The sequence below is a fragment of the Kitasatospora sp. NPDC001527 genome (genome assembly GCF_040298605.1).
In the GTDB taxonomy this organism is placed as follows: domain Bacteria; phylum Actinomycetota; class Actinomycetes; order Streptomycetales; family Streptomycetaceae; genus Kitasatospora.
This window is the reverse complement of record NZ_JBEPAM010000006.1, coordinates 1-21,135: the sequence shown is the minus strand read 5'-3', so window position 1 is coordinate 21,135 and position 21,135 is coordinate 1. Positions and strand designations below refer to the sequence as shown.

General features: G+C 75.8%; 23 protein-coding genes. 11 read left to right on the top strand and 12 right to left on the bottom strand.

Annotated elements, in window-relative coordinates:
- Positions 1–86 precede the first annotated feature (86 nt).
- A complete protein-coding gene (locus tag ABT238_RS08080) occupies positions 87–1,154 on the bottom strand; it encodes an RNA ligase (ATP) (protein WP_350756112.1) in 1,068 nt (355 codons plus the stop codon).
- 390 nt (positions 1,155–1,544) lie between these two features.
- On the opposite strand from ABT238_RS08080, the gene modA reads away from it, so the two are divergent.
- From modA to ABT238_RS08065, 3 genes are all read left to right on the top strand, one after another.
- On the top strand, positions 1,545–2,396 hold the full coding sequence (gene modA, locus ABT238_RS08075) for a molybdate ABC transporter substrate-binding protein (protein ID WP_350756110.1): 852 nt from the start codon (positions 1,545–1,547) through the stop codon (positions 2,394–2,396).
- Between the two features lie 74 nt (positions 2,397–2,470).
- Positions 2,471–3,316 carry an ABC transporter permease gene (locus ABT238_RS08070; RefSeq protein ID WP_502891414.1) on the top strand — a complete coding sequence of 282 codons (846 nt, stop codon included), beginning with the start codon at positions 2,471–2,473 and terminating at the stop codon, positions 3,314–3,316.
- A 91-nt stretch (positions 3,317–3,407) separates the two neighbouring features.
- The gene (locus ABT238_RS08065) at positions 3,408–4,514 is read left to right on the top strand and encodes an ABC transporter ATP-binding protein (RefSeq protein WP_350560836.1); all 1,107 of its coding nucleotides are present in this window, start codon (positions 3,408–3,410) and stop codon (positions 4,512–4,514) included.
- 118 nt (positions 4,515–4,632) lie between these two features.
- Here ABT238_RS08065 and ABT238_RS08060 read toward each other — a convergent pair whose 3' ends face one another.
- Together ABT238_RS08060 and ABT238_RS08055 are read right to left on the bottom strand one after the other, a co-directional pair.
- The gene (locus ABT238_RS08060; protein WP_502884144.1) at positions 4,633–5,295 is read right to left on the bottom strand and encodes a response regulator transcription factor; all 663 of its coding nucleotides are present in this window, start codon (positions 5,293–5,295) and stop codon (positions 4,633–4,635) included.
- The gene (locus tag ABT238_RS08055; protein WP_350756108.1) at positions 5,295–6,578 is read right to left on the bottom strand and encodes a sensor histidine kinase; all 1,284 of its coding nucleotides are present in this window, start codon (positions 6,576–6,578) and stop codon (positions 5,295–5,297) included. Before ABT238_RS08055 ends, ABT238_RS08060 begins: the two co-directional genes overlap by 1 nt.
- A 160-nt stretch (positions 6,579–6,738) precedes the next feature.
- Here ABT238_RS08055 and ABT238_RS08050 point away from each other — a divergent pair, with 160 nt between their 5' ends.
- The 3 genes from ABT238_RS08050 to ABT238_RS08040 all read left to right on the top strand — a co-directional run bounded on the left by ABT238_RS08050 (position 6,739) and on the right by ABT238_RS08040 (position 8,901).
- The gene (locus ABT238_RS08050) at positions 6,739–7,647 is read left to right on the top strand and encodes an ATP-binding cassette domain-containing protein (protein WP_350560842.1); all 909 of its coding nucleotides are present in this window, start codon (positions 6,739–6,741) and stop codon (positions 7,645–7,647) included.
- Positions 7,644–8,411: an ABC transporter permease gene (locus ABT238_RS08045; RefSeq protein WP_350756106.1), complete on the top strand. Its 768-nt coding sequence runs from the start codon at positions 7,644–7,646 to the stop codon at positions 8,409–8,411. Before ABT238_RS08050 ends, ABT238_RS08045 begins: the two co-directional genes overlap by 4 nt.
- Before the next feature lie 118 nt (positions 8,412–8,529).
- The gene (locus ABT238_RS08040) at positions 8,530–8,901 is read left to right on the top strand and encodes an SRPBCC family protein (protein ID WP_350756103.1); all 372 of its coding nucleotides are present in this window, start codon (positions 8,530–8,532) and stop codon (positions 8,899–8,901) included.
- A gap of 191 nt (positions 8,902–9,092) precedes the next feature.
- On the opposite strand, the gene ABT238_RS08035 is transcribed toward ABT238_RS08040, so the two are convergent.
- Both ABT238_RS08035 and ABT238_RS08030 read right to left on the bottom strand, forming a co-directional pair.
- On the bottom strand, positions 9,093–9,806 hold the full coding sequence (locus ABT238_RS08035) for an aminoacyl-tRNA hydrolase (RefSeq protein WP_350756101.1): 714 nt from the start codon (positions 9,804–9,806) through the stop codon (positions 9,093–9,095).
- A 31-nt stretch (positions 9,807–9,837) separates the two neighbouring features.
- Positions 9,838–10,770 (bottom strand): hypothetical protein, encoded by a 933-nt coding sequence (locus ABT238_RS08030; protein WP_350560850.1) that lies wholly within the window; start codon positions 10,768–10,770, stop codon positions 9,838–9,840.
- Positions 10,771–10,919: 149 nt separating this feature from the next.
- Here ABT238_RS08030 and ABT238_RS08025 point away from each other — a divergent pair, with 149 nt between their 5' ends.
- A complete protein-coding gene (locus ABT238_RS08025) occupies positions 10,920–11,294 on the top strand; it encodes a YbjQ family protein (protein WP_350560852.1) in 375 nt (124 codons plus the stop codon).
- A gap of 168 nt (positions 11,295–11,462) precedes the next feature.
- Complete coding sequence (locus ABT238_RS08020) at positions 11,463–12,551, top strand: NAD(P)-binding domain-containing protein (RefSeq protein WP_350756312.1); 1,089 nt, start codon at positions 11,463–11,465, stop codon at positions 12,549–12,551.
- Positions 12,552–12,575: 24 nt separating this feature from the next.
- Here the strand turns inward: ABT238_RS08020 and ABT238_RS08015 are convergent, their stop codons facing one another.
- Positions 12,576–12,956 carry a winged helix-turn-helix transcriptional regulator gene (locus ABT238_RS08015; protein ID WP_350756099.1) on the bottom strand — a complete coding sequence of 127 codons (381 nt, stop codon included), beginning with the start codon at positions 12,954–12,956 and terminating at the stop codon, positions 12,576–12,578.
- Positions 12,957–13,032: 76 nt separating this feature from the next.
- Here ABT238_RS08015 and ABT238_RS08010 point away from each other — a divergent pair, with 76 nt between their 5' ends.
- Positions 13,033–13,944 carry an NAD(P)H-binding protein gene (locus ABT238_RS08010; protein ID WP_350756097.1) on the top strand — a complete coding sequence of 304 codons (912 nt, stop codon included), beginning with the start codon at positions 13,033–13,035 and terminating at the stop codon, positions 13,942–13,944.
- 43 nt (positions 13,945–13,987) lie between these two features.
- Here ABT238_RS08010 and paaE read toward each other — a convergent pair whose 3' ends face one another.
- The 5 genes from paaE to paaA are packed head-to-tail and all read right to left on the bottom strand — an operon-like array spanning position 13,988 to position 18,148.
- Complete coding sequence (gene paaE, locus ABT238_RS08005; protein WP_350756095.1) at positions 13,988–15,163, bottom strand: 1,2-phenylacetyl-CoA epoxidase subunit PaaE; 1,176 nt, start codon at positions 15,161–15,163, stop codon at positions 13,988–13,990.
- A complete protein-coding gene (gene paaD, locus ABT238_RS08000) occupies positions 15,164–15,796 on the bottom strand; it encodes a 1,2-phenylacetyl-CoA epoxidase subunit PaaD (protein ID WP_502891408.1) in 633 nt (210 codons plus the stop codon).
- Positions 15,790–16,719, bottom strand: coding sequence for a 1,2-phenylacetyl-CoA epoxidase subunit PaaC (gene paaC / locus ABT238_RS07995; protein WP_350756091.1), 930 nt, complete (start codon positions 16,717–16,719; stop codon positions 15,790–15,792). Before paaC ends, paaD begins: the two co-directional genes overlap by 7 nt.
- Before the next feature lie 17 nt (positions 16,720–16,736).
- Positions 16,737–17,030 (bottom strand): 1,2-phenylacetyl-CoA epoxidase subunit PaaB, encoded by a 294-nt coding sequence (gene paaB, locus ABT238_RS07990; protein WP_350560864.1) that lies wholly within the window; start codon positions 17,028–17,030, stop codon positions 16,737–16,739.
- A complete protein-coding gene (paaA, locus tag ABT238_RS07985; RefSeq protein WP_350756089.1) occupies positions 17,027–18,148 on the bottom strand; it encodes a 1,2-phenylacetyl-CoA epoxidase subunit PaaA in 1,122 nt (373 codons plus the stop codon). Before paaA ends, paaB begins: the two co-directional genes overlap by 4 nt.
- Positions 18,149–18,385: 237 nt before the next feature.
- On the opposite strand from paaA, the gene ABT238_RS07980 reads away from it, so the two are divergent.
- The gene (locus ABT238_RS07980; protein WP_350756087.1) at positions 18,386–19,351 is read left to right on the top strand and encodes an aminoglycoside phosphotransferase family protein; all 966 of its coding nucleotides are present in this window, start codon (positions 18,386–18,388) and stop codon (positions 19,349–19,351) included.
- Between the two features lie 77 nt (positions 19,352–19,428).
- Here ABT238_RS07980 and def read toward each other — a convergent pair whose 3' ends face one another.
- Positions 19,429–20,079 carry a peptide deformylase gene (def, locus tag ABT238_RS07975; RefSeq protein ID WP_350756310.1) on the bottom strand — a complete coding sequence of 217 codons (651 nt, stop codon included), beginning with the start codon at positions 20,077–20,079 and terminating at the stop codon, positions 19,429–19,431.
- A gap of 307 nt (positions 20,080–20,386) precedes the next feature.
- Between def and ABT238_RS07970 the strand changes: the two genes are divergently transcribed.
- On the top strand, positions 20,387–21,031 hold the full coding sequence (locus ABT238_RS07970) for a winged helix-turn-helix domain-containing protein (protein ID WP_350560870.1): 645 nt from the start codon (positions 20,387–20,389) through the stop codon (positions 21,029–21,031).
- The last annotated feature ends 104 nt before the right edge of the window (positions 21,032–21,135 follow it).

The following is a 21,135-nucleotide window of genomic DNA, read 5'->3' as shown; positions in this document are numbered from 1 at the left end:
GTAACTGAGTGGTAATCAGAGCAGAAGGAGCGCGTTGGGCGGCCCGGCGGACGTCACACGGCGCTCGCCGGGCTGTTCGCGCCCCCCTACTCGTACTCCGTGCCACCCTTGCGGGTGAGGTAGGCGTCGCCGACGGCCTTGGCGATGGCACGCCCGCCCAGCACCGGGCTGTGGCGCTCGGCCTCGGGCCGGACCACGACGCCCTCACGCACGTGCAGGTCGCGCCCGGAGACCGTCTCGCACCCCTGCGCGAGCGCCAGCACGGTGTCCACCGCGAACGGCCCGCGCCACAGCTCGGGCACCAGCGGCAGCTCCCCGGCCAGCAGTTCGGCGGCGGGCAGCCAGCGCAGCTGTCCGTCGACCAGCGCCGACACGTCGAAGGCCGCGTAGCCGGGCGCTTCGCCGCGCCCGGACCCGCCGTAGGTGAGGTCCTGCACGCCCGCGCCGTAGACCTCGCCGAAGACGCCGACCCGCTCGGCGCCGAGGCGCGCGGCCAGCCGCGCCGCGACCCGCGCGACGCCGTGCGCCCGCACCGCGCGCCAGTACAGGTTGCGAGCGTCCTCGACGAGCGCCAGCCCGCGCGCGGCCATCCCCTTGGAGGAGACCTGCACCTCGCCGGTGGCGGCGTGGTAGGTGACCAGGCAGCAACTGCCGTGCAGCTTCTCGGTCACCACGACGGGCTCGCCGGGCGCGAAGACGTCCGGGAACCGCTTGAGGTTCTCGACGTCCACCCAGGGCAGCAGGTCCGGGGCCGCGACCACCTCGCCGCTCATCGTGGTGGGCACCGGCGGCTGCCACTTGGTGATGCCCAGCAGGGCGGCGAAGTCCTCGCCGCGCGCGGCGGCGACCGCCAGGTCGGTGCCGGCCAGCGCGCCGGGCCGGCAGACGATGCCCTGGGACAGCTCGCCGCGCAGCCGCACCGCCTTGACCCGGTCGGCCCCGCTCCCGGCGAGCCGGCCGGTCAGGCCCAGTTCGGCGATCAGCGCGGCCGGCAGCACGGCCTGCTCGGGGATGTACACGGCGTGCTCGCCGGTGCGGTAGGCGCCCTTGGCGACCACCGCGCGGTAGAGGCCGACCTGGGCGAGTTCCAGGGCGTCGGCGTTCGGGTGCTCCAGGATGGTCAGCCGCTCGGCGCTGACCCGCAGTGTGGACATGGGTGTACTCCTCCCCCGGGCTCGACCGGTCCGGCCGGCCGGCGTGCGTGTGGGCGTGTGGGCGCGGTCGGGTGTGCGTACAGATGTGCACGCACGTGGACGCGCGGGGTTCGGCCCGGCGGATCCCGAGGGGACGGCCGGGGCGGTCCGGGCGGGGCCACTCTTCCGTCCGGGGGCGGCCGTGCGCGAAGGGTTTTCCTGCCGCCGCGCGCCGCCGCGCGCCGCCGCACGCCTTCCGGCCGCCGGGGCGCCTCCGGCGCCGGCCCTTGCGGTTGCGATGGGCCAGGGGCTCATCGGCTCGTAGCTGCGGCACTATGATCGGCATAAAGGCCGTACCTGCGGCCCGGGACACCGCGCCCTTCCGGCGCGTCCAGGAGGGGAAGCGAAGGAATGACCATCCGCAGATTCACCGCCGCCGGCGCCGCGGCGCTCGTCCTCGCGCTCGCCGCCACCGCCTGCGGCAGCGACGGCGGCTCGGACACCGGGAACGGCACGGCCACGAGTACCGCCACCGACTCGGCCACCGGCTCCGCCACGACCGGTTCCCCGACCGGCGTCCCGAAGGCGTCCGGTTCGATCACCGTGTTCGCGGCCGCCTCGCTCAAGGAGACCTTCACCGACCTCGGCAGGAAGTTCGAGGCCGCCAACCCCGGCACCAAGGTCACCTTCAACTTCGGCGGCAGCTCCGCCCTCGCCGCCAGCATCAACTCCGGCGCCCCCGCCGACGTCTTCGCCGCCGCCAGCCCGGCCCCCATGAAGACCGTCAGCGACGCGGGCGGCGCCGCGGGCGAGCCGAGGACGTTCGTGCGCAACACGCTCGCCATCGCCGTCCCCGAGGGCAACCCCAAGCACCTCACCGGCCTCGCCGACCTCGCCGCCCCCGGGGTGAAGGTCGCGCTCTGCGCCAAGGAGGTGCCCTGCGGCGCCGCCGCGCTGACCGCCCTCAAGGCCGCGAACGTCACCCTCACCCCGGTCACCCTGGAGCAGGACGTCAAGGGCGCGCTGACCAAGGTCGAGCTGGGCGAGGTCGACGCCTCGCTGGTGTACCGCACCGATGTGCGGGCCGACGCCGGGAAGATCGACGGCGTGGACTTCCCCGAGGCCGCCAAGGCCGTGAACGACTACCCGATCGCCGCGCTGGCCAAGGCGCCGAACAAGGACGGCGCCGCCGCCTTCGTCGCCTACATCCAGTCGCCCGAGGCGCAGCAGGTGCTGACCGCGGCGGGCTTCCAGGCCCCGTGATCCGCCGCCGCACCGACCGTTCCGGCCGCATCGACCACACCGGCCGCTCCGGCCGTTCCAACCGCTCCAGCCGCCTGCCGTCCGAGGCCGACCGCCTGCCGTCCCAGGCCGACGGCCGGCCGCGCCGACGGCGGCGGCGGGCGGGCCGGGTGCCGGCCGCCCTGCTGCTCCCGGCCCTGCTCGGCCTGGCGTTCCTCGTCCTCCCCCTGGTCGGACTGCTGGTCCGGGCGCCGTGGAGCACGCTGTCCGAGCAGCTCACCAGCCCGCAGGTCTGGGAGGCGCTGCGCCTGTCGCTGGTCTGCGCGACGGCGGCCACGGGCATCTCGCTGGTGCTGGGCGTCCCGCTGGCCTGGCTGCTGGCCCGCACCGAGCTGCCGGGCCGGCGGCTGGTCCGGGCCCTGGTGACGCTGCCGCTGGTGCTGCCACCGGTGGTCGGCGGCGTGGCACTGCTGCTGGTGCTCGGCCGGCGCGGCATCGTCGGCTCCTGGCTGGACTCCGCCTTCGGCCTGACCCTGCCGTTCACCACCACCGGTGTGGTGATCGCCGAGGCGTTCGTGGCGATGCCGTTCCTGGTGATCAGCGTCGAGGGCGCGCTGCGGGCCGCCGACCCCCGCTACGAGGAGGCCGCCGCGACGCTGGGCGCCTCCCGGCTCACCGCCTTCCGCCGGGTGACGCTGCCGCTGATCGCCCCCGGGATCGGGGCCGGCGCGGTGCTGGCCTGGGCGCGGGCGCTCGGCGAGTTCGGGGCGACGATCACCTTCGCGGGCAACTTCCCCGGCCGCACGCAGACCATGCCGCTCGCCGTCTACCTGGCGATGGAGTCGGACCCGGAGGCGGCGATCGCGCTGTCGCTGGTGCTGCTGGTGGTCTCGATCGCGGTGCTGGCCGGGCTGCGCGAGCGCTGGATGTCCACGCCGTGACGCCGCCTTCGGCCCCGCGCCCCACCCTCGGCCCGCCGGGCCCCGAGCGGCCCGCCCGGCGCCGCGTCCCCGTCCCCGGAAGGCCCCGCCGATGACTCCGCCCACCGCACCCACCGCTCCCGCCACCGGCGCTCCGGAGGCCGGCGCCGGCCTGGACGCCCGGCTGCGGGTCGAGCGCGCCGCCTTCACCCTGGACCTCGCGCTCACCGCCGCCCCCGGGGAGGTGGTCGCGCTGCTCGGCCCGAACGGCGCCGGCAAGTCCACCGCCCTGCGCGCCCTGGCCGGGCTGCTCCCGCTCGGCGACGGCCATCTGCGCCTGGACGGCCGCGTCCTGGAGGACCCGGCCCGCCGGCTGCACACCCCCGCCGAGGAGCGCCCGGTCGGCGTGGTGTTCCAGGACTACCTGCTCTTCCCCCACCTGAGCGCGCTGGACAACGTGGCGTTCGGCCCGCGCTGCCGGGGCCGCTCCAGGCGCGAGGCGCGCGCCGAGGCGGCCGGCTGGCTGGAGCGGATGGGCCTGGCCGAACACGCGGGCGCCCGGCCGGGCCGGCTCTCCGGCGGTCAGGCGCAGCGGGTGGCGCTGGCCCGGGCGCTGGCCGTGCGGCCGCGGCTGCTGCTCCTGGACGAGCCACTGGCCGCCCTGGACGCCCGGACCAGGCTCGACGTCCGCGCCCAGCTGCGCCGCCACCTGGCCGAGTTCGAGGCGGTCGCGGTGCTGGTGACGCACGACCCGCTGGACGCGATGGTGCTGGCCGACCGGCTGGTGGTGATCGAGGACGGGCGCGAGGTGCAGTCCGGCGTCCCGGCGGAGATCGCGCGCCGGCCGCGCACCGACTACATCGCCCGGCTGGTGGGCCTCAACCTGTACCGGGGCACGGCGGACGGGCACCGGGTGACCCTGCCGCAGGGCGCGGTGCTGACGACGGACGAGGAGCTGTCCGGGCCCGCGTTCGTCGCGTTCCCGCCGTCCGCGGTGACCCTGCACCGGGCGCGCCCGGAGGGCAGCGCGCGCAACGTCTGGGAGCTGACGGTGGCCGGCCTGGACCTGCACGGCGACCAGGTGCGGGCCGACCTGGCGGGCGCCGTCCCGATGGCGGCCGACCTGACGCCGGCGGCGGCGGCCGAGCTCGGGCTCGCGCCGGGCTCGGCGGTCTGGGCCGCCGTCAAGGCCGCGCAGACGCACGCCTACCCGGCCTGAGGCGCCGCCTGGCGGGCGGCGGGCTGTGGACGTTGGTCAGCGGGCGTTGGTCGGCGGGCGGCGGGCGGCGGGCGGCGGGCGGCGGGCGGCAGCCTGCGGGGCGTCAGTCGGCGGGGCGTCAGTCGGCGGGCGCCACGAAGCCCGACTCGTAGGCGAGGATGACCGCCTGGGTGCGGTCGCGCGCGCCGAGCTTCGCCAGCAGGCTGCTGACGTGCGTCTTCACCGTCTGCACGCCGAGGAAGAGCTGTGCGGCGATCTCGCCGTTGGTCAGTCCGCGCGCGACCAGCCGCAGCACCTCGGCCTCGCGCCCGGTCAGGGCGGCCCGGGCCATCGCCGCGCGCGCCGCCGCGTTGCCCCGGCCGGCCGCGAGCCGGCGGATCTGGGCGGGGAAGAGCAGCGACTCGCCGGCCGCCACCAGCCGTACCGCCTGGGCGATCTCGGCGGGCCGGGTGCGCTTGAGCAGGAACCCGTCGGCGCCGGCGCGCAGGGCCTGGTAGACGTAGTCGTCGATCTCGAAGGTGGTGACGACGACGATCTTCGGCGCGCGGCCGCCGGGCACGGCGCCGTCGCGGACCAGTTCGCGGGTCGCGGCGAGGCCGTCCGTTCCGGGCATCCGGACGTCCATCAGCACCACGTGCGGGCGCAGCCGGCGGGCCAGGTCGACCGCCTGCGCGCCATCGGACGCCTCGCCGACCACCCGCAGGTCGCCCTGCGCCTCCAGCACCGCCCGCAGTCCGGCCCGGACCAGTTCCTCGTCGTCGGCCAGCAGAATGTCGATCATCACGCGCCCAAGCGTAGGGGGACCCGGACGGCCAGCACCCACTCGCCGGACTCCGCTCCCGCCGAGGCCTCGCCGCCGAGCAGCACGGCCCGCTCGCGGATGCCGCGAAGTCCCTTGCCGCCGCGGCGCGGTGAGCCGCCGGAACGGCCGGGCGCACCGGCGTGCGGGGGCAGGGCGTTGGCGCAGCGCAGCTCCAGCCGGCCGTCACGGACGGCGATCCGGACGCTGATCGGCTCGCCGGGGGCGTACTTGAGCGCGTTGGTGACGCCCTCCTGGACGATCCGGTAGCCCTCGCGGGAGAGCACGCCGGGCAGGCGCCCGGGCGGGACGTCGACCCGGGCCTCGACGGGGCTGCCGGCCGCCCGGGCGGTGTCGAAGAGGGCGGGGAGGCGGTCGATGCCCGGCCGTTCGCGGACGTCCTCGGCACCGGCGGCCTCGCCCGCGTCGCCGGTTTCGCCGGCGTCGCCGGTGTCGCCGGCGTCGCCGGTGTCGCCGGTGTCCCGGAGCAGGGCGAGGGTGCGTTCGAGGTCGTCCATCGCCCGGCGGCCGGTCTCCTCGATGACTTCCAGTGCCTTGGCCGTGAACGCCTGGTCGCCGACCGCGCGTGCCGCGCCCGCCTGAAGGACCGTCACCGTCAGTGCGTGGCCGATCGAGTCGTGCAGCTCGCGCGCCAACAGGTTGCGCTCCAGCAACCGTTCGGCGCGCAGCTCGGCGGCGGCCAGCCGCTGCGCCGGAGAGGGTCCCAACAGTCTTACGGCCATCACGAGTTGGAGCCGCCCTGCCCAGACGACCAGCCAGCCGAGCCCGAACAGGGCCAGCGGTGCCAGCAGCGGCGTCCAGCGCAGGGCGTCCCCGCCCGGCACCCGCAGGCCGAACACCACCGGCTCCGGCCGCACCAGCAGGTCGAAGGCGGCGGCGGGTCCGAGCACCGAGGCCGCGCCCACGGCCCCGCCGAGCACCAGCCGGCCGAGCAGCCAGAGCGCCGTGCGCCACCGGTCGGCCCAACCGCGCGCGGGTTCGGCGGCGATGTCCTGCTCGCGGTCGGGGACGAGCAGCAGCCGCGCCTGCACGCCCTCCGCCCGGCGCATCGCGGGCACCGTCGCGGACAGCACCACCAGCGCGACGTCCACCGGCACCGCCCGCACCAGCACCTCGCCGAGACCGCGTCCCGCGATGCCCGGATAGATCATCAGCATGACGCCGGCGAAGATCCAGCCGATCAGCAGATGCAGCCACCGCGCGTAGGTGACGGGACTCAGCAGGGGCGCGAGTATTCGGGGCACCGCGCCATCCTGCCAGGTCAGCGGCGCGCTCGGCCTCCCTCCCGGGAGGGAGGGCGGTCCCCTCCCCGGCGGGATCCGCCGCGGTGCCCGGATCCGGTCCCATGGAGCCACCGAAGGACAACGGCGCGGCTCGCACGAGGCGGCAGAACGGAGGACGGTCGTGATCACCGTGGAGGGGCTCACCAAGGAGTACGGCGGGACGCGGGTGGTGGACGGCCTCGGCTTCGAGGTCCGCCCCGGGGTGGTGACCGGCTTCCTCGGGCCCAACGGCGCCGGCAAGAGCACGACGATGCGGCTGATCCTGGGACTGGAGCGACCGAGCGCCGGCCGGGCCCTGGTCGACGGCCGCCCGTACGCCGAACTGGACACCCCGCTGCGGCGGGTGGGCGCCCTCCTCGACCCGCACGCCCTGCACGGCGGCCGCACGGCGCGCGGACACCTGCGCTGGCTGGCCGCGAGCAACGGCCTGCCGCAGCGCCGGGTCGAGGAGGTGCTCGACCAGGTCGGGCTGTCCGACGCGGCCGGTCGGCGGATCCGCGGCTTCTCCCTCGGCATGCGCCAACGCCTGGGCGTGGCAGCCGCGTTGATCGGCGACCCGCCGGTGCTGATGCTCGACGAGCCGGTGAACGGCCTGGACCCGGAGGGCATCCGCTGGATCCGCGCCCTGCTGCGCGGCCTGGCCGCCGAGGGGCGCGCGGTACTGGCCTCCTCGCACCTGATGTCGGAGATGGCACTGACCGCCGACCACCTGGTGGTGATCGGCCGGGGCCGGCTGCTGGCGGACGCGACGACCCCGGACTTCATCGACCGTCACGGCCGGACCAGGATCCGGGTGCGGGCCGTCGACCCGGACGCGCTGGCGTCACTGATGGGCCGTTCGGGCCTGGACGCGCAACGCGTGGACGGCGGCGCCTGGGAGGTCACCGGCGCGGCGCCCGAGGAGGTGGCCGCGCTGGCGGCCGCCGAGCGGGTGGTGCTGTACGAGATCGCCGTGCAGCAGGACTCCCTGGAGGAGGCCTTCCTGCGGATGACCGCCGACAGCGTCGAGTACCGGGCGGTGGCCGCATGAGCACCGCGACCCCCTTCACGGCCGGCACGGCCGTCCGCGCCGCGCTGCGCGCCGAACGGATCAAGTTCACCACCCTGCGCTCGCTGTGGATCACTCCGCTGGTCGCCGTGCTGCTCACCGTCGGCTTAGGCGCCGCGGTGGCCGCCGTCGTCGGCGGCGAGGACGACAGCTTCGCCGAGGACCCCGGCCTCGGCATCCACTACGGCCTCAACTTCGGCCAGGCGGCGCTGGTCTGCTTTGCCGTCCTGCTGTTCGGGCAGGAGTTCAGCACCCGCGTGATCGGCGTCTCGCTGACCGCCGTCCCGCACCGCGGCCGCCTCTACGGCGCGAAGCTCGCCCTCGGCGCGGCCGTCGCCCTCGGCGCCGGAGTGCTCGGGACCGCCGGCTCGTTCCTCGGCTACGGCGCGTTCGTGCCGGATTCCTGGGACGGCCCCGCTCTGGTGCGCAGCGCCACCGCCGGGGTCCTCTATCCGGCGCTGCTGGTGGTGTTCTGCCTGGGGCTGACCGCGGTGCTGCGCAGTCTCACCGCGGCCATGGGCCTGCTGCTGCCGGGCGTCTTCCTGCTCTCCCCGCTGCTGTCCGGCGTCCCGGGCGTGCGCGGCGCCGCGCAGTTCCTCCCGGACCGCGCGGGCCAGTACGCGCTGCGCTACGCCGACGACCCGCAAGTCGTGTACGGACACTGGACCGGCCTGCTGATCATGGCCCTGTGGGCCGGCGCCGCCGCTTACGGCGGCCTGTGCGGCCTGCGCCGTCACGGGACCTGACGATTCGTCAGTGCGTGTGGGACCGACTTCCGTCCCCGCCGCCCATGTGCAACCCACGAGTTGCACATGGCGGCGGGGACGTGCGACCCTCGGACGACGGATCGAGGAGGTTCACGGCATGGTCGCCGACAGCATCGAGCGTGAGATCACCATCGCGGCGCCGCGCGGGCGGGTCTGGGAGGTGCTCACCCGGGCGGAGTTCCTGGACCTCTGGATCGGCACGGTCACTCCCGCGCTGATCGAGCAGCTGGAACCGCCCACCGTGCTCGCCGTCCGCCGGCCCCGGGGCTCCGGCCTGGTCACGTTCACCCTGTCCACCGAACCGGGCGACCACACCCGGCTGCGGATGGTCGAGAGCGACCTCACCCCGCCCGGCTCCCCCCGGAAGGCGCAAGCCCCGACACACGCCGGCGGGCGAACCGGCACCGGCTGGACCCGCAGGCTCACCGAGTTCGCCTGCCACACGGAGCGCCTCACGCTCCGCCGGTGACGGGGGCGGCGCTGACAACTGACAACTGACAGATTTCAGCTGACAGATAACAGATTTCAGAATCTGTTATCTGTCAGCTGTCAGTTGTCAGCCACTCAACCGCCGAGCCACTCAACCGCTCAACCGCCGAGCCGATGAACCCCTGAATGGCTGAACGGATGAACGGCTGAACCGCTCAACGTCCTGGCCGATCAGCCCCGCAGCCCCGGGTGGTCCGCCACGACCGTGCAACTGCCCGGGGCGATCTCCGTGAAGCCCGCGTCCTGGACCAGCGGCAGTCCGCTCGCCACCAGCTCCGCCCAGGCCTGCGGGGTCGCCGTGCGGACGGCGAGGGCGAAGCCGCTGTCCGCCCACTCCTTGCGCCGCGCCTCGTCCAGGCGCCACCAGGCGAGCTGCGCGGCGTGGCCGGTCTGCGCCATGGTCTTGCCCGCGCTCATCTCCAGCTCCGGGTTCAGCCAGAGCACCGGCGTGCCCGGCTCCGGGGCGTCGAGCGGGCCGGCCTCCTCCAGGTCGGTGCCCGACACCTGGAGCTTGGCCAGCTCCTTGGGCCAGCCGTCCAGCGGGACCGGCGGGAACACCCGCACCTCCGCCTCCCGGCCGGTCACCGTGACCCCGGGCAGCTCGCCGGCCCGGCGCCACTCGCCGCCGCGCGCCCGCCGGACCACCTTGCGGATCCGCGCGTCCTCCCAGGCCGCGACCCGCTCGGCCCACTCCCCCTCGGCCTCGGCGACCCGCGGGTCGGCCAGCAGCGTCAGCACCGCGCGCGCCGAGGTCTCCAGCGCGTCGGTCCGCCCGGGCGGCGTCGCCCGCTCCAGCCGCACCACCAGCGGCAGCACGTACTGCGGCCGGGCGTCGCGGTCCTCGGGCGTCGGTTCGGGAACGAGGGCGTCGAACGGAGAAGTCACCCGACCAGCATGCCAGGCCGCGCGGCGCCCCTCAGCGGCGGTAGCCGCGCTGCGGGTCCCGCTCCTCCGCGTCGTCGTAGGTCAGGAACCAGCCCTCCGGATGGGTGGCCGTCAGCAGCAGCTCGGCGCGCTGCTCCGCGGTCAGCTCCGGATCGCCGTCGTCCGGCCCGTAGACGCCGAACAGCTCGTCGTGGCAGCCGTCCCAGTCGTAGTCGTACAGGTCGGCCGGCAGGTCGCCCATCATGTCGGCGACCGACTCGGGCTGTGCGCCGAGCAGCGCCCGGGCGTCGACCAGCGCCATCCGCAGCGCGATCTCCTCCGCCAGGCAGCGCGGCAGCGGCCACTCGCCGAGCGCCAGGTCGTCGGCGAGGTCGTCGAAGGTGCGGGCCATCGCGCGGCGCCAGCCCCGGTGCAGCCGCCAGGTGCGCTGCGGCAGCCGCCCGAACACCGTCCAGTCCGCCTCCTCGCCGTCGGCGACCGGCTCGTCCTCGTGCTCGTCGAGGTCGTCGTAGGCGGCGTCGGCCAGCCCGAGCAGCTGGGCGTGCAGCAGGCAGGCGGTGCGCGGGGTGAGCGTCCAGTCACCGGCCGCCCCGCCGCCGTCCTCCTCCTCGCCCTCCAGCGGGAACAGCTCGGCGAAATCGGGGGCGAAGTCCTCGGTGACGGCGATCTCCAGCGTGCCGCCGATCGCCTCCACCCCCGGGATCGCCGCCACCAGCCGGTCCGGGTGGAGCAGCGCGCCGAGCGCCGCGTTGGCGTCCTCGGCCACCTCGCGCAGCAGCTCACGGCGCTGCCCGGCCGGATCGATGCCCTCGAAGTCCAGTTCCTCGACGGCCGCGATGGCCGCGGCGCGCAGCGCCGGCCAGTTCGTGATCCGCAGGCCCAGGACCACCGTCGCCTCGATCTCCTGCGCGCCGGAGTCCTCCGCCGCGCCCGGCCCCTGTGGATGATCGCTTCGCTCGCCCATGGGGCTACGGTACGGCTTTTCGGCCGTCCGATCACCGGTCCGTTCCGGCTACCCTACGCGTTCTCGCCGTTACCGCCCCGCGCGTTCCCGCGCACGCCCCGCGCGCCTCTGTTCGACGACGTCCTGTTCCCCGGGGCAGGATGTGCCCCATGGCAAACATCGACGAGTACGGCGGCGGGCAGCGCCCGGACGCCCAGGTGCTGGTAGTGACCACCAACGACATCCCCGGCTACCGGGTCGATCACGTGATCGGCGAGGTCTTCGGCCTGACCGTGCGCAGCCGGCACATCGGCAGCCAGATCGGCGCCTCGCTGAAGTCGCTGGTCGGCGGTGAGCTGCGCGGTCTGACGAAGACCCTGGTGGAGAGCCGCAACGAGGCGATGGAGCGGCTGGTCGAGCAGACCAAGGCGCGTGGCGGGAACGCGGTGCTGATGTTCCGGTTCGACGTCACGGAGGCGGCGGACGTCGGCACGGAGGTGTGCGCCTACGGCACGGCTGCGGTGATCTCCCCGGCCACCGCCTGATCCCGGCCCGGACGGGGCCGTGGCACCGGGAACCGTGACACCGGTGACCGGGAACACGGCCCGCCCGCGGGATGTTTCACCGGCGTGACTGTTTACGGTGCAACCACTCTCGATGCGACGACCGGCGTCGGCACCCCGGCGCCGGACGCGGGACGCCGGGTCGACGTCCTGGTGATCGGTGCGGGCCAGGCGGGCCTGTCCGCCGCCTACCACCTGCGCCGCCGCGGATTCTCGCCGCACCGCGCGGACACCGACGGCGGGTTCGTCGTCCTCGACGCCGACCGCGCCCCCGGCGGCGCCTGGGCGCACCGCTCGCCGTCCCTGCGGATGGCCACCGTGCACGGTTTCCACGACCTGCCCGACGTCGAACTCCCCGAACCCGACCCGGACGCCCCCGCGCGCGAGGTCGTCCCGGGGTACTTCGCGGCGTACGAGGCGCAGCACGCGCTCCCCGTCGTGCGCCCCGTCAGGGTGCTGGCGGTGCGCTCCGAGTCCGCCCGGCCGGACGCCCGGCTGCTGGTCGAGACCGATTCCGGCACCTGGTCCACCCGGGCGCTGATCAACGCCACCGGCACCTGGACCCGCCCCTTCCTCCCCCACTACCCCGGCCGGTTCGGCGGGCGCCAGCTGCACTACGCCGCCTACCGCGGCCCGAAGGAGTTCACCGGCAAGCGGGTGCTGGTGGTCGGTGGCGGGGCCTCGGCGATCCAGGTCCTGTCGGAGGTCGCCGCGGTCGGCGAGACCGTCTGGGTCACCCGCACCCCGCCCGTCCACCACGACGGCCCGTTCACCCCCGAGTACGGGCGAGCGGTGGTCGCCAAGGTCGAGGAGCGGGTCCGCCAGGGGTTGCCGGTGCGCAGCGTGGTGAGCGTGACCGGGCTCGGCCCGTCGGTCGCCTACCGCCGGGCCGAGGAGCTGGGCGCGCTGCACCGCCGCCCGATGTTCGACCGGCTCACCGAGCACGGGGTCGCCTGGGGCGACGAGGAACTCGCCGTCGACGCGATCGTCTGGGCCACCGGTTTCCGCCCCGAGGTCGGCCACCTGGCCCCGCTCGCCCTGCGCTCCCCCGCCGGCGGCATCGCCCTCACCGGCACCCGCGCCACCGCCGACCCGCGCGTCCACCTGGTCGGCTACGGCCCGTCCGCAAGCACCGTCGGCGCCAACCGCGCCGGCCGCGCGGCGGTCAACGAGATCGTCCGCCTGCTCGGTGCCCCGGCTCGGGACGGGGCCGCGGCGACGGTGCCGGTCGGCGGCTGACCGGACGCCGGCTGCGGCCGGGCCTCACCGCGCCGGCGGGGTCCGGTCGTGCACGGCGGCCCAGGCGCCCAGCTCCCGCACCGCCGCGTGCAGCGATTCGCCGAGGCCGGTCAGCGCGTACTCGACCCGGTACGGGGACTCGGGGCGGGCGGTGCGGCTCACGTACCCCTCGGCCTCCAGGGTGCGCAGCGCGCGGGTCAGCATCCGCCGGCTCAGGTCGGCGACCGCGCGGTCCAGCTCGTTGTAGCCGTGGGGCCGTTCGGCGAGCAGGCAGATCAGCAGGACGCTCCAGCGGTCCCCCACCCGGTGCAGCACCGCCGTCGCCGGGCACGTCGCGCGGTCCTGCGCGGTGACCGGAGCGGGGGCCGACGCGGGGGCCGGGGTCCGGTCCGTGCCAGTGGACATGGATGTTCCTTCTTTCGACGACCCGTCAGGCCCGCCCATGATCGCTCCAGGACATCGTCGCAGTCGAGGAGTTCACATGTTCGCAGTCACCGGGTCCACCGGGCGGTTCGGCCGGCTGGCGCTCGCCGCGGTACTCGACCTGACCGCCGGCCGGACCGGCACGGTCGCCCTCACCCGCGATCCGGCCCGGGCCGGCGCGGACCCGGCCCGGCCCGGCCTGTCCGTCCGGCAGGCCGACTTCGCCCGCCCCGCCACCCTGCCGCCGGCGCTCGCCGGGGTGCGGCGGCTGCTCCTCGTCAGCACCGAGCGCTCGCCCCGCCGGCTCCACCTGCACGAGGCGGCCGTCGAGGCGGCCGTCGCCGCCGGGGTGGAGCACCTCGTCTACACCTCGGTGGTCCGCGCCGCCGACCCGGACAACCCCGTCCCCGAAGCCGCCGACCACCGGCGCACCGAGCGGCTGCTCGCCGGATCCGGTCTGGCGCACACCGTCCTGCGGTTCAACGTCTGGCCGCAGATGCTGCTGCTCTCCGGCCTGGCCCGGCTCGCGGTGGCCCACGGGGAGCTGCCCAGCAGCGCCGCGCACGGCCGGGTCGGCTACATCACCCGCGAGGACACCGCCTGGGCCGCCGCCCGCGTCCTCACCGGCGCCGTCGACACCCTCCCCGCGCCGGGCGCCACGGGGACGGTCCTGGACGTGACCGGCCCGGGCCTGACCGACGCCGAGGTCGCCGCCGCGCTCGGCCGCGCCACGGGGCGGCCGGTGCGGCACCGCCCGGTGGCCGACGCGGACGTCCCGGGCGCGCTGACCGCGCTCGGCGTGCCCCCGGCGCTGGCGGCCGGCTGGGGCGAGAACGACCCGTGGCGCCGCCAGGGCTGGTTCGACGTCCCCGACGACGGCACCACGCGGCGGCTGCTCGGGCGCGCCCCGGTCACGCTCGGCGCGTTCTTCGCCGCCCACCGCGCGGAGCTGCTGGCGGGAACGCCCTGACGGGCCGGCCGGCCGCCCCCGGTGTCTTCCGTCCGCCGCCCGGTCAGCGGTCGTAGTCGACCGTCACCCTGGGCGTCACCGGGCGGGCCTGGCAGGTGAGGACGTAGCCGGCGGCCAGTTCCTTCTCCTCCAGGGCGAAGTTGCGCCGCATCTCCACCTCGCCCTCGGTGACCAGGGCCCGGCAGGTGCCGCAGACGCCGCCCTTGCAGGCGAACGGCAGGTCGGGGCGCGAGCGCTGCGCGCCGTCCAGGATGGAGCGGTCGCACGGAAGTGACAGGGTGCTGCCGCGCCCGTCCAGGACGACAGTGACCTCGCTGTGCCCGGCCGCGTCCGGGGTGTCGTCCGGGCGCTCGGCCACCGGTTCGTCCTCGGCGTGGAACAGCTCCTGGTGCACCCGCTCCGCCGGGACGCCCAGGCCGGCCAGCAGTTCCCTGGCCCCGGCGACCATGCCGAACGGTCCGCAGAGCCACCAGTGGCCGACCGCCGCGGTGTCCACCAGGGCCGTCAGCAGTGCCCCGACCCGCTCCGGGTCCAGCCGGCCGCTGAGCAGCTCGGCGTCCCGGGTCTCCCGGGAGAGCACGTGGACCAGCTGGAAGCGGTCCAGGTAGCGGTCCTTCAGGTCGGCCAGCTCGTCGGCGAACATCACGGTGTCGCTGCGGCGGTTGCCGTAGAGCAGGGTGACCGTGGAGGTGCGGTCGGCGGCCAGCACGGAGGCCGCGATGGACACCATCGGCGTGATGCCGGAGCCGGCCGCCAGCAGCACGTGGTCGGCGGGCTCGGCGAGGTCCGGGGAGAACAGGCCGGACGGCGTCAGCACCTCCACCTCCTCCCCCGGCCGGGCCTCGCGCACCAGCCAGCGGGAGAACAGCCCGCCCGGCACCTCGCGCACGGCGATGCGCAGGGGGCCGCCGACAGGGGCGCAGATCGAGTACGAGCGGCGCTCGTCGATGCCGTCCACCACCCGGCGCAGCGTCAGCGTCTGCCCCGGCCGGAACGCGTACGCCTGCGCGAGCCCCTCCGGCACGGTGAAGGTGACCGCGACGGCGTCCTCGCAGAGCCGCTCCAGCCCGGCGATCCGCAGCGCGTGGAAGGTCGGGCGGCGGGCGGGGCGCACGGCGGGCGGCTCCGCGGGGAGTTCCGCAGGGAGTTCCGCGGACGGCTCCGCGGGCAGGTCCGCGGAGCGGGCGGCGGGCAGGTCCGCGGACGGAACGGCGGCCATTCAGATCTCCTTGACGCGTTCGAAGGGCTCGCGGCAGTCCCGGCAGCGCCACAGCGCCTTGCAGGCGGTGGAGCCGAAGCGGGACAGCTCCTCGGTGTCGGTGCCACCGCAGAGCGGGCAGGTGACGGGCGGCGGCGCGGCGGCGCTCCCGACGGCCCCGGTGCTCCCGCCGTCCCCGACGGCCCCGGCGCTCCCGGCTTCCCCGGCGTCCGCGCGCCGGGTCGGGCCGAGGCTCAGCAGCGCGGGCCCGCTGCGCGCGACGGCGCTCGCGGCGCCGGGCCGGGGCGGGGCGATCCCGGCCTCGGCGAGCTTGCGCCGGCCCTCGGCGGTGATCAGGTCGGTCGACCAGGGCGGGTTCAGCCGCAGCCGGACCCGGACGTCCGCGAACCCGGCCGCGCGCAGCCGCCGGTCCACGTCCGCGGCCATCTCGGCGACGGCCGGGCAGCCCGAGTACGTCGGGGTGAGCCACGCGGTCACCGAGGGACGCTCCGGATCTCCGGCGACCTCGACGTCGGCGAGCACGCCCAGGTCGGCCAGCGTCAGCATCGGCAGCTCCGGGTCCGGCACGGCCGCCGCCACCGCCCAGGCGGCCGACCCGCTCGACGCGCGTGCCCCGGCCACGGCCGTCACCACGTCGCACCCGGGTGGGCGCGGGCCACCACCTGCAGCTCGGCGAGCAGCGGACCGAGCGCCTCGGTGTGCACGCCGTCCCGTCCGGCCCGGCCGCCGACGGACGCCAGCCCCCGCGCGTCCGGCACCGTCAGCCCCGCCTCCGCGCAGACCGCCGCCACCGCCCGCAGCACCGGCTCGCGCAGCGTCGCCGGGTCCACCCCGGCCCGCAGCTCCACCGGGTGCCCGGTGAACAGTTCCTCGGCCAGCGGCCACACGGCGTCCAGCCCGGCCTGCATCCGCGCGGCCGAGTACGGCGTGCCGTCGCCGAGCCGCAGCGTCCACGCGGTGGCGTACTCACGGTGGTAGGCCAGCTCCTTCGCCCCGCGCGCCGCGACCGCCGCCAGCACCGGGTCGGCGTGCCCGGCCAGCGCCTCGTACAGCGCGCCGCGCGCCGTGGCGAACAGCAGCAGACGGGCGATCGAGTACGCGAAGTCCCCGTTCGGCGCCTCGACCAGGCGGACGTTGCGGAACTCCCGCTCCTCGCGCCAGTACGCCAGGTCGTCCTCGGTGCGCCCGGAGCCGTCCGCCTGGCCGGCCCGGGTGAGCAGCTGGCGGGCCTGGCCGAGCAGGTCGAGGCCGAGGTTGGCGAGCGCCACCTCCTCCTCCAGCTCGGGCGCGCGGGTGCACCACTCGATCAGCTGCTGGGCGAGGATCAGCGCGTCGTCGCCCAGCATCAGGCAGTAGGCGGCGAGGTCGGCGCCGTCCAGGCCGGGCGGCACGGCGGTGTCCACGCCGAGCAGCGGGTCGGCGAAGCCCGTCCCGTACGCCCAGCGGCCCTCGCCCTCGGGCTCGGGGGACGCCTCGGTGAGGCTCAGGTACACGTGGTCGTCGGTGGCGGCGCCGGCCGGGTCGGCGGTCGCGGCGTGGGTCAGGTCGTCCGTCATGGTTCGGCTGCTCCCGGTCAGATGTGCGGGACATCCTCGGGGATGTCGTAGAAGGTCGGGTGGCGGTAGACCTTGTCGCCGCTGGGCGCGAAGAACGGGTCGCGCTCGTCCGGGGTGGAGGCGGTGATCGCCTCGGAGCGGACCACCCAGAGGCTGACGCCCTCGTTGCGGCGGGTGTAGAGGTCGCGGGCGGCGAGCAGGGCCATCCGGTCGTCGGGCGCGTGCAGCGAGCCGACGTGCACGTGGTTCAGGCCGCGCCGGGGGCGCACGAACACCTCGTAGAGCGGCCAGCCGGCCTTGGACTCGGTCACTTTCCGTTCTCCTCTTCCGCGTGCTGTCGCGCATCCGTGGTCGCGCCGGCCACGGCGTGCGCGGCTTCGTCGGCGTTCCCGGTGCCCCCGGCGTACCCGGCCTGTCCGGCCTGTCCGGTCTGTCCGGTCTGCTCGGCGCGCCCGTCCTGCCCGGCCTGCTCGGCGCGGCGCTTGGCCGCGTACGCCGTGGCGGCCTCGCGCACCCACGCGCCGTCCTCGTGCGCGGCGCGCCGCCGTTCCACCCGCTGGGCGTTGCACGGGCCCTCGCCGTGGATGACCCGGTTCAGCTCCGACCAGTCCGGCTCGCCGAAGTCCCAGCCGCCGCGCTCCTCGTTCCAGCGCAGCTCGGGGTCGGGCAGCGTGACGCCGAGGTGCTGCGCCTGCGGGACGGTCATGTCGACGAAGCGCCGGCGCAGCTCGTCGTTGGTGTGCCGCTTGATCCGCCAGGCCATCGAGCGGGCGGTGTTCGGCGAGGCGGCGTCCGAGGGACCGAACATCATCAGCGACGGCCACCACCACCGGTCCACCGCGTCCTGCACCATCCGGCGCTGGGCCTCGGTGCCGCGCATCAGCGTCATCAGCAGCTCGTAGCCCTGGCGCTGGTGGAACGACTCCTCCTTGCAGATCCGGACCATGGCGCGGGCGTACGGGCCGTAGCTGCAGCGGCAGAGCGGGACCTGGTTGCAGATCGCGGCGCCGTCGACCAGCCAGCCGATCACGCCGACGTCGGCGAAGGTGAGCGTCGGGTAGTTGAAGATCGACGAGTACTTCTGGCGGCCGGAGATCAGCTTCCCGGTGAGCTCGGCGCGGTCCACGCCGAGGGTCTCGGCGGCGGCGTACAGGTAGAGGCCGTGGCCGGCCTCGTCCTGGGCCTTGGCGAGCAGGATCGCCTTGCGGCGCAGGGACGGGGCGCGGGTGAGCCAGTTGCCCTCGGGCTGCATCCCGATGATCTCGGAGTGCGCGTGCTGGGCGATCTGGCGGACGAGGGTGGCCCGGTAGGCGTCGGGCATCCAGTCGCGGGGCTCGATCCGCTGCTCCGCGGCGATGACGGCCTCGAACGCCTCCTCGAACTCGTCCTCGGGCGACGCCCCGGGCCGCTCGGCCACCTCTGCTGTCACCACGGTCCCCTTTCGCTGGCTCCGTCCCCGGCCGTCCCGCCCGCTCCCGGGCGTCGGCGGCTCGCCCCGACCGTCCGCCGGAGCAACCGACTGACCGTTCGGTCGGTACCATTGTGCGCGGTGGGGAGGGCGGCTGACAAGGGAGGCCCGCCGGGCGGGCCCCCGGGCGGCGGGCGCCCGCCGCCCGGGGCGGAAAACCGGTGGCCCGGGCCGCGGAGCGGGGGCCAGACTCCCCGCATGACACTGCACACGGACGAGATCCCGGCCGACGCGGACCTGGTCCGGTCCCTGCTGCGGGCGCAGCGGCCCGAGTGGGCCGGCCTGCCGCTGGTGCCGGCGGGCGCGGGCACGGACAACAGCATGTACCGGCTCGGCGAGGAGCTGCTCGTCCGGCTGCCGCGCACCCCGGACGGCGCCCGGTCCCTGCGCAAGGAGCAGGAGTGGCTGCCGCGTCTCGCCCCGCTGCTCGGCTGGGCCGTGCCCGCGCCCGTGCACACCGGGGCGCCGACCGCGGCGTTCCCGCTCGCCTGGTCGGTCTACCGCTGGATCGACGGCGAGGAGGCCGGGCCGGCGAGCGTGCGGGACTGGCCGGCCTTCGGCAGCGACCTCGCGGCGTTCGTCCGGGAGCTGCACGGCCTGGACCTGATGGGCGCGACCCGCGCGGAGGACCTCAGCTGGTACCGCGGTGGCTCGCTGCGGGACTGCGACGCGTGGGTCACCCGGTCCCTCGCGGAGTGCCGCGCATTGGCGGGCGCGGGGGCGGGCGCGGACCTCCCCGACGGGGGCGGCGCGCTCGACGTCGACGCGCTGGAACGGCTGTGGCGGGCCGGGCTCGCGCTGCCGGACCCGTCCGCGCCGCACCGGTGGCTGCACGGGGACCTCAAGCCCACCAACCTCCTGGTCCGGGGCGGCGCGCTGGAGGCGGTCATCGACTTCGGGTGCCTGTCCGTCGGCCACCCGGACGCCGAGCACGCGCCCGTCTGGGACCTGCCGCCCGAGGCGCGCCGGGCCTACTGGGACGCGCTGGACCTCGACGGGCCCACCTGGACGCGCGCCCGCGCCTGGGCGATCGCGGTCGGCGCCGGCGGGATCCCCTACTACTGGCGCACCTATCCGGCCTTCGTCGCCGAATGCCTGGCCCGGCTGCGGGCGATCCTCGCCGACGCGGACCGGGGGTCCGACGCGGGCCCGGCGGCCGGCTAGGGCCCGGGGCCGGCGGCCGGCCCCGGGTCCGCGCCAGGTCAGGGCCCCCGCCAGGTCAGGCCCCGCACTGGGGCAGGTCAGCGCAGGGCGGCCAGTTCCTCGGCGCGCGCCGCCCGCTCGGCGAACACCTCCGCCTTGCGCTCCTCCATGCGGCGCAGCGCGGCACGCCGGCCCCGGGCGGCGAGGCGGTCGATGTAGAGACCGCCGCCGAGGTGGTCGCTCTCGTGCTGGAGGCAGCGCGCGAAGTAGCCGCGGCCCTCGACGACCAGTGGCCGGCCGTCGAGGTCCCGGCCGCGGACGACCGCCGTGTCGGGGCGGGCCAGTTCCATGTACGGGCCGGGGACGGAGAGGCAGCCCTCCGTGCCCTCGACGAGCCGGCGCGCCCCGGGCGGCAGGTCGTCGAGCACCGGGTTGAGGATGTGGCCGACGTGGCGGACGCCGTCCTCGTCGTGGCAGTCCCAGACGAAGGCCTGGAGGTCGACGCCGATCTGGTTGGCCGCCAGCCCGACGCCCGCGGCGACCCACATGGCGGCGAACATGTCGTCGATCAGCCGGGCCAGCTCGGGCGTGCCGAACTCGTCCTCCGTCACATCCCGGCACCGCCGGTGCAGGACGTCCTCCCCGACGACGGTGATGCGCCGCACCTCGCCCCGCAACGCCTCCGGCGGCACCTCGGGGTACCCGCTCACCACTTCGCCCCGCACCCGCACCTGCCCCCGGACCCGCATCGCCCGCTCGGCCCGTTCCGCCGATTCGCGTCGTGCCACGACCCGCTCTCCCCTCCGTGCTCTCCGTGCTCTCCGTGGTCCCCGTCTCACCGCATCGCGTCCCGGGCGCCGCCGCCACCGCCTGCCGCTACCGGGCCGTCGCTTCCTGCACTTTGCAGAGTCTGCGCTTTGCAAAGTGCAGCGCGAAGGAGTCGGCGGAGCCGAACGACACTACGTGGTGCCATGTTCTCCCAGGTCAGCACCCCATGGCATCAGGCGGTGTGCTCGACACTTGCCAAGACACTTTGCAAAGTAGCATCTTTGCAAAGTGACCACCCGCCAGAATCCCGCAGAACCGGCCACCTTCCCGGTCGGGGCGCCCACCCGGCCGCTGCCGCACCACGCCGTCCGCGTCGCGCTGCTCGACCTGATCGCCGAGTGGGGCAGCATCACCTCGAACCAGGCCGCGCAGATGATCCGCCAGAGTTCCGGGACGTGTTCCTTCCACCTGCGCCAGCTGGCCCGGTACGGGCTGATCGAGGAGGCGCCGACCGGGGACGGCCGCTCTCGGCCGTGGCGGCTGCGCTGGGAGGGCTCGCTCATGCCGCCCGGTTCGGCCGAGGAGCCGGCCGGCCGGAGCGCACACGACCTGAGCCCCGAGCTTGCGGGCGATCTGGAGGACGGCAGCTACCGGAACTGGCTCGCCAACCGGTCCGCCGCGCCCGCCGACTGGCAGCGGGACCAGACCTCCAGCGACGTCCTGCACCTCACCGCCGACGAACTCGCCGACCTCGGCGCCGCCGTCCGCGCCCTGCTCGCGCCCTACCGGCAGCGCGGGCCGCGCGCCGGGACCCGCCCCGTGGCGGCGGTCACCCGACTCTTCCCCCTGCTCGCGAACGCCGAGACCGAGACCGGCACGGACACGGACGCGGGCGCCGGCCCCGGGGCCGGGGGCCAAGCGGGTCCGCACTGACGGACGGCGGTCGGCAGATCCCGGGCCGGCGTCCCCCCCCGCCCCGCCGAACCCCACCCCCCCCCCCCCCCCCCCCGCGCCGAAGCCCGGCGGGCCCCCCCCCC